Source organism: Sphingomonas sp. RS6 (assembly GCF_054489705.1).
In genome coordinates this window covers 1-12,203 of the sequence record NZ_JBTMWM010000009.1, presented here as the reverse complement: position 1 = coordinate 12,203, position 12,203 = coordinate 1, and the positions used below count along the sequence as shown (strand labels likewise).

The window sequence follows — 12,203 nt, the reverse complement described above, 5'->3', positions numbered from 1 at the left end:
AGGTAGTTCAATCTGGCTGAAAATATGGCTTGTCGCTCTGTTCGGCGCTGTGCACAACTGGTCGGGGCGGGACTCGAACTTGAAGGCTTTGGGGGAGCTTGATGCCATCAGCCACACAGACGGAGGCGTTTGCCAGACAGCTGCGCGCGCGCCTCGCAACGGCAGTTGATGTCGATGATGCCGCTCGTCTGGTTCGCGCTGATCTCGAGCCGATCCTCGGCGCGTTTTCGCAGGAGCAGGAGGAGGACTTTGCTGCTGCGATAGACAGCGTCAGAGCCACGATCCGGCCCGTGGAAATCCTGCGCGTCAATTCCATGTTCCGCGTGCGCCAGCAGTGGTATCGCGGTCCTGCGGAGGGCGACCGGCACTGGCCGGCGCTGCGCTCCTACCTCGTGGATTCCAAGGGCTGGTCGGCCGAGACCGTCGATGAGCGGATCGGTGCCGCTTCCAACGAGATCGTCTCGCTGCTTGAAAATCCTGCGGCCGACAGCTTTGCCTGTCGGGGTCTTGTGATCGGTCATGTCCAGTCGGGCAAGACAGCCAACATGACGGCGGTCATCTCGAAGGCTGTCGATGCAGGCTACAATCTGGTCATTATCCTGGCTGGCCTGACAAACAAGCTGCGGAGGCAAACCCAGAGCCGGATGCGCAAGGATCTGGTCGATCGACTGCGCGATCGGTGGGAGCTTCGGACCACGGAGGACGATCAAGGCGATTTCAGGATGCCGCCAAACGGCGGCTTTCCGGCCCCGGCGGAGGGCGTCGTGCAGCTTGCCGTCGTCAAGAAGAACGTGGCGCCGCTCGGTCAGCTTCTTGCGACGCTCGATCGTACGCTTCCAGCCGTGCTCCGCAGGCTGCGCGTTCTCATCATCGACGACGAATGCGATCAGGCCAGCGTCAACACCGCTTCGGGCGAGTATGACATGACCCGGATCAACGAGAACATCCGGGTGATCCTGAAAAAGTTTCCGGCAAATTCCTATGTCGGTTACACCGCGACACCCTTTGCGAATGTCCTGATCAACCCGTTCCCCGTCAACGGCGGGGAGCTGGACGACCTCTACCCGAAGGATTTCATCACCGCTCTTCCGACACCGGACGGCTATTTTGGCACTGAGCGGCTGTTTGGCCGCCCGCCCGCCGATGCCGAAGCGCCTCTTCCGGACGAAGAGGGCCTCGACATGATCCGGGACATTGCCGAGGACGATACCGCGTTGCTTCAACCGCCGAGCCGGGCGCAAAAAGATACCTTCCAGCCGCGGATGCCCTCCTCGCTCGAGGACGCTGTTCTCTACTTTCTCGCATCCTGCGCCGCGCGGCGCTTCCGGGGGCAGGCTGGCAGCCACATGTCGATGCTGATCCATACCTCTGCGTACGTGATCATGCATGATCGACTTGCGACGCTGGTCAAGGCGTGGCTGGAGGTCGTCGGCAAGCAGCTGCTGGATCCCTCGTCTCCGCTGTGCCAGCGAATGCTGGCCTTCTGGAATGCAGAGCAGCTCAGGATTCCAGATGGGGTCTGTCCTCATCCGCATGTCACCTCCGATGAGCTGATGCCCTTCATGCCGGCCGTGCTGGAATCGCTTGAAGTGCCCGTCGAGAACGGCGTCAGCGAGGATCGCATCGACTACGACGGTCCTCCGAAGACCTACATCGTCGTTGGCGGATCGATTCTTGCCCGCGGACTTACGATCGAAGGTCTGTGTGTCAGCTATTTCCTGCGCACCTCCAGCCAGTACGACACGCTGCTACAGATGGGCCGCTGGTTCGGATATCGTCCGGACTATGAGGACATGCCGCGGATCTGGATGACAGAGGCGCTGTCGACCGCATTCCGCTCGCTTGCCCTCATCGAGGCGGAAATCCGGGATGACGTCGCCGAATATGCCATTCGCCACAACACTCCGATGGAGTTCGCCGTCCGCGTCCGCTCCATACCGGGCATGGCGATCACTGCTGCAAGCAAGATGCGAGCGGCGGTGCTGACCGACGTCAGCTACGCCGGAAAGCACGTGCAGACGATCCGTTTCGATCATCACGATCCGCGAATCGTGCAGGCGAACTGGACCGCGGCTGCACATCTCATGACCCAGGCGACAGACCTGGGCCTTCGATCGGCCGACCTCTCGCAGGTCCTGTTCGAAGGCGTTCCCGGCAGGCTGATCGTCCAGTTCCTGCGCGCCTACTCCGTGCAGGCGTCGCACCGCGAACTGTCGGCAGACTTCTTGCTCGGCTATCTCGAGGCGTCCGGTGACAGCCAGAAGACCTGGAGCGTCGGCGTCATCGAGCCTCGGATCGGCGCCGCCTCTGCCGAGCCACTCGGCGGCCTGGGACCTGTCCGACTGTCCACGAGAAGCCGCCTGAACCGGCCGGAAGACTTCGCCGATATCAAGGCCCTGATGTCCAAACGCGACGTCCTGTTCGACTGCGGCGAGCCAGGTGATGGCGTTCCGGACGCGGACTGGAGCGCGCTGAAGGCGGCGCGCGCCGGGATCGTCGGGCCCGTTCCGATGCTCCTGCTTTATCCGATTGATCGATCATCGCAGCCTCGGCCAGGCTCGACCGAGCGCTCTCCGCTCGATGCGGTCGGTGACCTCGTAGGCTTCGGGATAGTCTTCCCCGGCGCGGCCGAGGGAGCGGGCGGATACTACAGCGTTCGCCTCGAGCCCCCGTCAGCGGATGATCTCGAGGAGATCGAAGACGAGATCGCCGAACAGCTTGAGGCCGGGCGTGCCCGCTGAAGCGTCAGTCGATCACTGGGAGATGCTTCGGCGCGGCGGGCAGGCGTCGACGGCACTCGAGATACCTAGCATCGACACTGGGGTCGAGACCGGCTCAGGTTCGGTGCGCCTTGCTCTGGGCATCGCGGGCGAGCTCAGGCTGCTGCTTCCCGTCCGGCAGAGCGAAAGGATAGCAGAGACGCCACCAAGTGATGCTCTTGGCATCGGCGTAGCGACCTACACTCTGGGCGGCACTCCTATCCGATATCTCGACATGACCTGCCTGGTCGGCGCCCTCGATGGCGTGTTCGCCGATGTCGCAGACGAGATCATGGACAGAATCGTCGAGGGTGCGTCCCCTGTGGAGGCATGTCGCACAACGATCGACGATTTCCGCTCTCTGCTGATCACGCCGTCTGCGGAGGTCTCGATCCAGGAGATTCGGGGCCTGATCGGCGAACTGCTGATGCTGCGCACATTGCTTGCCCTCGATCCGACGGCGTGGAAGCTCTGGCGCGGTCCGCTTCGCGAGCGCCACGACTTCCACGGTGGAACCGTTGCGACGGAAGTGAAGACGACCAGTCGGTCGGCCACGCGAAGCGTGACGATTTCGGCTGTGGACCAGCTTCTGCCACCGGCGGGAGGCTCGTTGACACTCGCGGTCTTTCAGCTGGCGGAGACGGAAGGTGGGGACATCTCGGTCGCGAGACTTGCAGCTGATGTCATGCGCGCTGCCTCCGACGGGCAGGAGGTCGCGCGCCTTGTCTCCGGTTATGGCTGTACCAATCCCGAATCCCGAGAATGGAACCGATGCCGGTTTCGACTGGAAGATGAAGATCACTATCTGGTCGACACTGGGTTTCCGCGGGTCATTCCCGACAGCTTTGCAGGCGGAGTCGTCCCGAGCGGTGTCGAACAGATCTCCTACGTCGTGAACCTCGGCGCGGCGGAACATTGCCGACTGAGCAACGAGGGCGTCGAGGCCCGAAATGCGGAGCTGATTGCATGCCTCGACCACCTCTGACGCTTCACTCCGAAGCCTACTCGGCGTCAGGCAATCTGGCGGCCGACGGCTACCGCAAGCTACTCGGCGCGCCCTCCATCGATCTCGTGCAGACGGTCGTCCGAGAGGCCGTCCAGAACAGTTGCGACGCGGCCCTTTCGGATGGCGGCGCGGAGGTTCACTTCCGTGTGAGAGCCCTTCAGCCGGCCGAGCTAGAAGCACTTCGCGATACCGTTCTGGTAGATCGACCGCTCGACGAAAGCGCGGCAGACCCCCTCGAAGCCTTTCTGTCGAGTGCGACCCCGCATGTTCTGGAAATATGCGATTTCGGAACGGCCGGACTGGCGGGTCCAACGCGCGCGGATGTGGCGGCGACGGAGGACGAACCGACCGACTTCGTCGACTTTCTCAGAAATGTCGGTTCCCGACGGAACACGACGCATGGCGGCGGGACGTATGGCTACGGGAAGACCTCGCTGTATCTCGCCAGCCGATGCTCGACGATCGTGATCGACAGCCAGACCACCGATGCAGGAGAACCTCGGCGCCGGCTCATGGCGGCTCAGCTGGGCTCTGCGTTCAGCGCGAATGATGCCGACGGCATTCGACGCCGTTTCACCGGTCGACATTGGTGGGGGCAGAGATCGGGTGATGACGAATATGTCGACCCGGTCGAAGGAGACGATGCAGCCGACCTCGCCGGCGCTCTCGGCTTCCCGAGGAGATCACCGGAACATAGCGGCACATCGATCATGATCCTCGACCCGGTGTTCGTGGAGGAGGACCGCGAGCACGCGATCGATCTGATTGAAGAGGCCCTTCTCTGGTTCTTCTGGCCTCGATTGCTGGAGGGCACGCCTGGAAGCAGGAAGATGCACTTTCGCATCTTCGTGGACGGCGAGGAACGCATGCTGCCTCGACCCGAGGATTTCCCGCCGCTCGATCTCTTTGCTCGCGCGATGAAGAATCTGCGCTCCGATCCTCCGGGCGGCGACGTCGTGAAATCCTTTCGGCCGAAGCGCGATCTGGGGCGCTTGAGCTTCACTCGTGGCCTTCGTGCCGATCGCGTTGCGCCTGCCGGCCGCGCGGACAGCCTGTTTCCCGAGCGCTGCGCGGCAATTGCCGTCATGCGGCCGGTAGAGCTCGTCGTCCGATATTTCGCGGGGACCCAGATCGCAGATGACCGCTTCGAATGGGCCGGTGTCTTTGTAGCTTCGGACGATGATACCGTCGAAGAAGCCTTCGCCATGGCAGAGCCTCCGGCTCATGATGACTGGCAGTATGAGGCGCTCTCCGACAAAGCAGCTCGCAGCATCGTCAAGATCGCAGTGGATCGCATCCGGGCAGCCGCGCTGGAATATGCAAACCCGATCTCGGCCCCTGCTCCGGACGGAGACAAGGGGCCGTCGCTCGCGGGCATTGCCGGACTTTTCGGCAGAGCACTGGAGGGTGATGGCGAAGGAGCCGGACCGCGTCGACTTGGGCCAGGCGGCGGCGGTGGTACGGGGCCGTCAGTTACCCGACCCACGTTCGTCCGGCTGGAACTGGGCGAAGCCGGACCTGTCGGTGTCTTCGAACTCGCGGTTCGTGGCGAAGGGCCGGCGGTCTCGCTCCACCTTGATCCGCTGCTGGTCATGGATGGCGGAACGGCATCGGAATATTCCACTGCCGCGCGCCCGACCGTCACCCGCGTTGTCGACGAGGCCGGAGAAGAGCTCGCGATCGACGGACCTGTGGTCATCAGCGACCGTCGGGGGAGGTTCGAGGTCTCGGTTGCCATGCCGGCAGACTGTGCAGTGACGATAAACGCACGCATAAGCTCTGACGAGACCGTCTGATGGGACGGATTGCTTTTCCGTTCCTGACCTTGGATCAGACCGCGATCAGTCCGGAACCTTGGGCGCTGCTTGATGGCGGCGTGGAGACACCGATCGGGGACGCGTGGCTGCCCGACTGGGACGCTGCGAGAGACCTTCGTCTCCGACGCCTCGTGACAACCGATCTCGATCGCGCCGCTGACCTGCTCTCGATGCCGATCGATGATGGTGCGCTCGAGCTCGTCACCCGGATCGGGACTGGTATCGGCAACTTGCCGCGTCGGATCATTGCGACTTCGAAGCTGCCGTTGATGCGGATGGAACCGACAGTTGTCATCGACGAGGTGGTGTCCGGCCACAGCCTCTCGCAGCGCCTGCTCGTCGATACTCTCGTCATCCTACGCCAGCCGCGGGAGGGTTCACCGCTGTCGCCCGGCCTTGCCGGCTCGAAGCTGTGGTCGGATCAGCTCGATCTCCGCCTGGAAGGCGAGGAACCGCGTTTTCCTATGGAGGCCGTCAGCTTCTTGGAGCGCTTTGCCGGCCGGCCCGAGGCCTATGCCCCTTGGCTGCTGCACTGGACGCCAGGCAACCTGCATCGCGATTTCGGCGGAAGTGTACGCCTGTATCTCAACAGCGACCGCGCCGATGTGACCGATCGACTGCTCGTGGGCGATCGCGCCACTACCCAGGTGGTCCTCGCCGATGTCATGACCCAGATCATTTCTGTGTCGCTGCGCCAGAATGATTTCGAACGGCTCGCCGTGGAGGCCGATCCATGTTCGATCGCCGGCCGGGCAGCCCACTGGATTGGCCTCGCATTTCCCGGACAGGACATTGCTGCAGTCCGCAGCATGATCGATCTTCGCCCGTCCACATTCCATGCCGGCATTCTGGCTGCGGCGGACATCGTCGGTCTCGAGGAAGGCGCGTGATCGTGCAGCTTTTCCCCAGGCTGGATCGACTGGCTGTCGACGCGCTTCTGTCCGCCCGCGCCGACGACGCGGTAAGTCCGGAACCCATTGTCGATGCAGACAGCTTTCCAGTCGAGACCCGCTACGCTGCAAGTGGCGGCAGTCCGATCAGGCATGAGATCCTCATCGATATTCGCGCTGGCCTTGAAGAGATCGCAGCTGGCTGCGGATTCCCCGACCGCGGAAGCGCAGCCGATCGCGCGCGGTTCGATGAGCGCGCGTCCGCCTTTCTTGCCCAGCGAAACGAGCTTGATGGCGGCGAGGCCCTGCGCGACGACGTATGGGCGTTCCTAGCTTGCGTGCTTCTTCCGGATCTGGTGGCTTGGCGGTTCGCGGATCGGCCTGTGGAGCGCTTTCATGGCGGGGTGCGCAATACGTTTCAGCGCCTCTGGCTTCGAGGCCGAATTCTGGACCGCGGCGACACGGCAGAAAGGCGCTGGGAGCTTCTTGGCGCGCTCACCGAGGACGCGCTGGTTCAGATCACGGAGCGCCCATCGATTGGCAATGACGCGAGGCTGTCTCGAGCACTGGCCGAAGGCTGGCTGCGGGCATCGCAGCAGCTGGGGCGCGCGGCAATGGAAGGCGCCATGCGGGAGGCGGTGATCCGACTGAGGCTTCGCAATCAGGTGCAGCTCCTGTCCGAACTGGATGATCGGGCGCTCGAAGAGGCGGTCGACGCATTCTTCGCGCATACGCATGCTGCAGTCGCGCCGGAGAGTCGGTCGTGGACCGATCGTCTGCTGGGCCGCGGCCCGATCACCAACATGACTAGGAACACTGCGTGACCTCGCCAAGAGCTTGGTCGTTTCTCGCCATCGACGGTGCTCGCCAATATGGTGGCAACGCCGGCTACGAGGACACCCCCTCCACCGTCTACCGGTATGACAGCGATGTTCCCAACCATCTGAATGTCCGCCCCGGTGATGTCGCGATCATCCGTTCGCGGGCAGCTGTGCTGGGGATTGCGACGGTAGAGAACGTAATCGAAGCGACCGGCCCCAAGTCGCGCCAGCGATGCTCCGAATGCGGCACGGCCACCATCAAGTCGCGTGCCGCTCGGACGCCCCGCTGGCGCTGCAGGGAAGGTCATCTGTTCGATGAGCCTGTCGAGGAAATCGTGCAGGTGACGACTTTCGAAGCGCACTACGGAGGCACTTTCAAGCCGTGCTCAAATGCGATGACACTCGCTTTGCTGGATGGCGCCGTCATGCGTCCGAGTACCCAGATGTCGATCAAGGAAATCGATCTCGCGCAGCTGGAACCTGTCCTGCTGTCCAATGGGATTACCGCTGACTTCGTCCAGAATTACATACGCCGCCTCTCCCCTGAGGATACCGACGCAGGTGGCAATGAAGCCGCGCACTCGATCATAGAGGAGCGGCGTCGTGTGCTCAGGGAAATTGCGCTTCGCCGGGGCCAAGCCCGATTTCGACAACGCCTGATAGATCGCTATGGCGCCTGTTGTCAGGTTAGCGGCTGCGCATTTCCCGGCCTCATCGAGGCGGCTCACATCAGCCCTTATGCTCGTTCAAATGACAACAGTGAGCGCAATGGCCTGCTTCTGCGAAGCGATCTGCATACGCTTTTCGATCTTGGTCTGTTGGGAATCGATCCAAAGTCGCTCAGAACAGCAGTGAACCCGCAGGCGAGAGCTGCCGGGTATGAACAGTTCGACGGGGTCGCAATCCACCTGAACGGGTCTACAGGGCCTGAGCGGTCAGCGCTCGAAGAACGCTGGCTCCTCTACGTCGAACAGCTGCCGCCGAGCGACTTCGACGAATTTGCGGGCAGCGGAGGTGCCGGTGCCTAGAGGCAACCTCGCGAGGCAAGATGTCCTGAATGCGATCGCCGAATTCAACGCGTCAGGGCGAGACGCGTTTCTTGAGCGCTATGGTTTTAATGGAGCGCGGGACTATTTTCTGATCCACGAAGGGCGTCGCTACGACTCGAAGGCAATTGCCGCGGTGGCCAACAAGTGGGCAGCGGGCGGCGGGGGTCAAGCTCTGACAGCGCTCGAACTCAGCGGCGGCCGCACGGATGCCGCGAAGAGACTGCGCGAGCTCGGGTTTGAAGTGACGGAGCCGGCTGGCTCAGCGGCGGGCAGCAGCGGGAACCTTGACCAAGCGTGGTCCCGCTTCCTAAGAAACATTGCTGCTTTTCAGAAGGGGCTGCCGTTTACGAACTTCGACGAAGGGGTTGCAGCAGCCTGGGAAGGTTACAAACCGCGTCTCCGCAGCCGTGCGCTGGAGCTTCTGGCGCCGGAAAGCTGGACATCGCAAATGATCGGATCCGGCCAGATTCTGCAACGAGCAATCGACGCCATCGAGATACAGGAAGATCGTACCAATCTGACGAACAATCTGGTCTTTTGGCAGAATCGCTATGGTCATGCGAACAGGGAGCATCGCGCGCTGCTCGAGGCGATCGACCGCCCGGGACCTCGAAGTGATATCGAAAAGGCCCTGTTTGCACTCTACCGAGGGGGGGACGAAGCACCCTTGTTCTCCGAGCTCGGCGAGCTCCTCGGCCCGCGATATCCGCTGCTCGCGTACCTCTATTTCCTGAAGGACATGGATCGGTTCATGCCGATCCAGCCGACGGGATTTGATCGAGCCTTTCAGGAGCTGGGAATCGATCTGGTCACTCTCCGCAACTGCAGCTGGGACAACTATCTGCAGTTCAACGCTGCCATCGACCAGGTTCGAGACGATCTCGTATCGATCAGGCGTATCCGAGGCGTTCGATTGATCGACGCCCACTCATTCTGCTGGCTGCTCGTTAAGCTCCCGGAGGCCGGCAGTGGTGGTCCGGTTGTTGATCCTGGTCGCATTCTCGGCGCTCGGGCGAAGGCGATCGTTAACATGCGTCTTTCGATCGAGCGGACTGTGGCGCAGGCTAACGGCCAGGCAGTTCTCCGTACGGTAAAGAACAAGGACCTCCTGCTCGACGCACGCGCATTGGAGAAGCTGCTCGAACAATGCTTGGCGATTCAGGAAAATCGCTGCGCCCTGACGGGCATACCCTTCGACTTTGACGGCGCTGATCGAAGCATCCTGCCGTCGCCGGACAGGATCGACAGCAGGGGCCACTATGCGCCGGGCAACATTCAGGTTGTCTGTCAGTTCGTGAACTACTGGAAGAACGCCACTCCGAACGACGAATTTCTGCGCCTTCTCGACCTCGTCCGACGGGTCGACTAGTGGTCAGGATCGATCATGCACGCGTCGCTGCTTGGTTGAAGAACTTTCCGGCAGCGCAGCGCGGAGTGGCCGGAGATCTGATCGACGCGCTTTCCCTTATCAGCGAGACGGACCTCCGACGTGAACTTGGCGGTCACCTCGCATTGCTCGTGGACAAGCTTCAGACGCCAGTCGCAGCGTTTCCGGCCAGAGAGGTTGACCCAGCCCGCTCGGCGCATGAGGCTGGGCGGGACGGTGCCTATCACCTTCTCGAACCTGGTCTGCCGGGCAGCGAGGCAATCATCGGAAACATCTTGACCGGAGTAGTCAGACGCAGGGGCCCGTCCGCGCACCTTCTCTCCCTGCTCGATCTCGCTACCCTCCGCGATCGCAAGGTCAAGACGATGCTGCTGGTCGACGACTTTTCGGGCTCAGGAAAGCGTCTCCTCGACTTCCATAGTGCAATGCTCCGCCATCCGACCGTGCGAAGCTGGACCTCATTCGGCTGGATCAAGTTTCATGTCGCGGCATTCGCCGCCACGACCCGTGCCATCGCGCTCCTCGAACGAAGGTTTGGCAAGGAACGGGTGCACATTGTGCGCGCGTGTCCCACCTTTCTCGGCACCGGCTGGACGCCGGAGCAGCAGGAGGAGGTAGAGAGACTTTGTCTGGCCCATGCAGGCCGAAGCAACAGGCGCCGCGCGCTTGGGTTTCGCGACAGCCGCGCCCTGATTGCGTTCGAACATACTGCGCCAAACAATCTTCCGTACATTCTCTGGAAAAGGGCAGAAAACTGGAACAGCCTGTTCGAAGACAAGGCTGTACCCAGCGATCTGCTCCCGCTGTTCACCATGAGACCGACTCCTGTTCATGGTCCCTTGGCAGGAAGCGCTGGAGCCGCACGACTGGGTCAGATCGTCGACCTGCTCGCCCGCCGTGTGCGCAATGTCGCGGAGATTGCTGAGATCACGGATATCAGCATCGCTGAGGTGAAACGTCTGATCGACCTTGTAAAGCAGCTCAGCCTTGCCAATCAGAACCTGCGGCTCACCGACGCTGGCAGGATCGAGCTCAAAAAATGGCGCCTTGCGCATCCAGATCAACAGTTGCCCAACAGGGCGGAAGCCTATTATCCTCGTGAATTGAGGGCGGAGCGGTGAACGTTCAGCTTCCCGCCGGCCGAAAGGCCGGTCCATGCCACGGGGTTCTCGTGGCGGGCTGGTGCGTTGCACTTCGCCTGGGAAACGGCATCGCTGGGATCGACCGTGGTGAAGCGAACTCCGGCTCCGACGAGGACTGGGCTCGTTCGCTCCACCAGGGCCTCCATTCGGGTCAAAGTGGATGATCGGCGCTTCGCCCCACCAGTATCGCGCCGAGGCCGCGGCGCGCGGCCGGCCGGAACCAGTAATCTCGGCGGCGATAGCTCAGGCTGCGAAGGCGGAGGCCATGGGAGCGCCGGCTATCCTGACGCTGGGGCATCTCGCGTTTCGTATGGATGTGAGCCACCGGTATCTCCGGTCGGTGATCGCAAAGCGTACAGGTGAATTCTACCGTGAGTTCCATATTCGAAAACGTTCCGGCGGTCTCAGACGCGTTGTAGTTCCCGCTCCGAAACTGATGTCGGTGCAGCGCTGGATTGCGCGCGAGATCCTGCGTGACAGACCAGTGCATGACGCCTGCTTTGCCTACGTACCTCGTCGATCCATTGTCGACTGCGCGACTAGGCACGTAGGAGCAGGATGGCTGCTCAAACTGGACATACACGATTTCTTCGAGAGCATCCCGGAGCGATCGGTGTATCATGTCTTCCGATCGCTGGGTTATCAGCCGCTTGTTTCGTTTGAACTGACCCGGATCTGCACGAGGCCTTGGATCGATCCACCAGTGGACAAGCAGAGACAGCGCTCGGTCGCCAACTGGGCGAGACGTGGCATAGAGCTCTATCGCCGTCGGTTTACTGGCTATCTGCCTCAGGGCGCTCCGACCAGTCCGATGCTGTCCAATCTCGTGTGCCGATCCCTTGACGAGGATTTGAGCGCCTTTGCTTCACGTGAAGGGCTGGTGTTCACTCGCTATTCCGATGATCTGACCTTTTCCGGACCGACGAGCAGTTTCTCGCGCGATCGAGCGAAGCTGTTGACAGCTGAGGTTCGAAGCATCCTTGTTCGACATCGCTTTCGCATGCACGAGGGCAAGATCTCGGTCGTCCCACCGGGAGCAAGAAAGGTGGTTCTCGGCCTGCTTGTCGATCGCGATCGTCCGCGCCTTTCGCGGGAGCTGCGCACCCGCCTCGAGGATCACGTCCGAGGCTTGGAGCGGTTCGGAATTGCCGCGCATGCAGACAATCGCGGGTTCGCGTCGACGACGGGGATGATCAATCACATAGCGGGACTCATCAGGTTCGCTCGCGATGTCGAAGCTAATTTCGCTGATGCACTCCGAGTTCGGCTCGAGGCGGCTTTGATGAAGTGGAACTGGACACCTTTGTCATGATCGAGCGGGTATACCGGAGG

Annotated in this window: 9 protein-coding genes; all 9 read left to right on the top strand. The window is 61.9% G+C overall.

The window, feature by feature from the left end:
* The first annotated feature begins 101 nt into the window (after window positions 1–101).
* Window positions 102–2,741, top strand: coding sequence for a Z1 domain-containing protein (locus ACX40Y_RS14695; protein ID WP_459120319.1), 2,640 nt, complete (start codon window positions 102–104; stop codon window positions 2,739–2,741).
* Window positions 2,731–3,744, top strand: a complete 1,014-nt coding sequence (locus ACX40Y_RS14690) for a PD-(D/E)XK motif protein (RefSeq protein ID WP_459120318.1) — start codon at window positions 2,731–2,733, stop codon at window positions 3,742–3,744. Before ACX40Y_RS14695 ends, ACX40Y_RS14690 begins: the two co-directional genes overlap by 11 nt.
* Complete coding sequence (locus ACX40Y_RS14685) at window positions 3,726–5,561, top strand: hypothetical protein (protein ID WP_459120317.1); 1,836 nt, start codon at window positions 3,726–3,728, stop codon at window positions 5,559–5,561. The genes ACX40Y_RS14690 and ACX40Y_RS14685 overlap by 19 nt, the downstream gene beginning before the upstream one ends.
* Window positions 5,561–6,472, top strand: a complete 912-nt coding sequence (locus ACX40Y_RS14680; RefSeq protein ID WP_459120316.1) for a hypothetical protein — start codon at window positions 5,561–5,563, stop codon at window positions 6,470–6,472. Before ACX40Y_RS14685 ends, ACX40Y_RS14680 begins: the two co-directional genes overlap by 1 nt.
* Window positions 6,469–7,296: a DUF6339 family protein gene (locus ACX40Y_RS14675; protein ID WP_459120315.1), complete on the top strand. Its 828-nt coding sequence runs from the start codon at window positions 6,469–6,471 to the stop codon at window positions 7,294–7,296. The genes ACX40Y_RS14680 and ACX40Y_RS14675 overlap by 4 nt, the downstream gene beginning before the upstream one ends.
* Window positions 7,293–8,321, top strand: coding sequence for an HNH endonuclease (locus ACX40Y_RS14670; protein WP_459120314.1), 1,029 nt, complete (start codon window positions 7,293–7,295; stop codon window positions 8,319–8,321). The genes ACX40Y_RS14675 and ACX40Y_RS14670 overlap by 4 nt, the downstream gene beginning before the upstream one ends.
* Entirely contained in the window at window positions 8,314–9,711 is a 1,398-nt protein-coding gene (locus tag ACX40Y_RS14665; protein ID WP_459120313.1) for a hypothetical protein, read from the top strand. Before ACX40Y_RS14670 ends, ACX40Y_RS14665 begins: the two co-directional genes overlap by 8 nt.
* Window positions 9,711–10,850, top strand: a complete 1,140-nt coding sequence (locus tag ACX40Y_RS14660; RefSeq protein WP_459120312.1) for a phosphoribosyltransferase-like protein — start codon at window positions 9,711–9,713, stop codon at window positions 10,848–10,850. Before ACX40Y_RS14665 ends, ACX40Y_RS14660 begins: the two co-directional genes overlap by 1 nt.
* A gap of 181 nt (window positions 10,851–11,031) precedes the next feature.
* Window positions 11,032–12,183, top strand: coding sequence for a reverse transcriptase family protein (locus tag ACX40Y_RS14655; protein ID WP_459120311.1), 1,152 nt, complete (start codon window positions 11,032–11,034; stop codon window positions 12,181–12,183).
* The last annotated feature ends 20 nt before the right edge of the window (window positions 12,184–12,203 follow it).

Excerpts from the sequence above, each read along its gene's own strand:
- ACX40Y_RS14695 (WP_459120319.1), top strand. The coding sequence starts at position 102 with ATGCCATCAGCCACACAGACGGAGGCGTTTGCCAGACAGCTGCGCGCG.
- ACX40Y_RS14685 (WP_459120317.1), top strand. The coding sequence starts at position 3,726 with ATGCCTCGACCACCTCTGACGCTTCACTCCGAAGCCTACTCGGCGTCA.
- ACX40Y_RS14680 (WP_459120316.1), top strand. The coding sequence starts at position 5,561 with ATGGGACGGATTGCTTTTCCGTTCCTGACCTTGGATCAGACCGCGATC.
- ACX40Y_RS14655 (WP_459120311.1), top strand. The coding sequence starts at position 11,032 with ATGATCGGCGCTTCGCCCCACCAGTATCGCGCCGAGGCCGCGGCGCGC.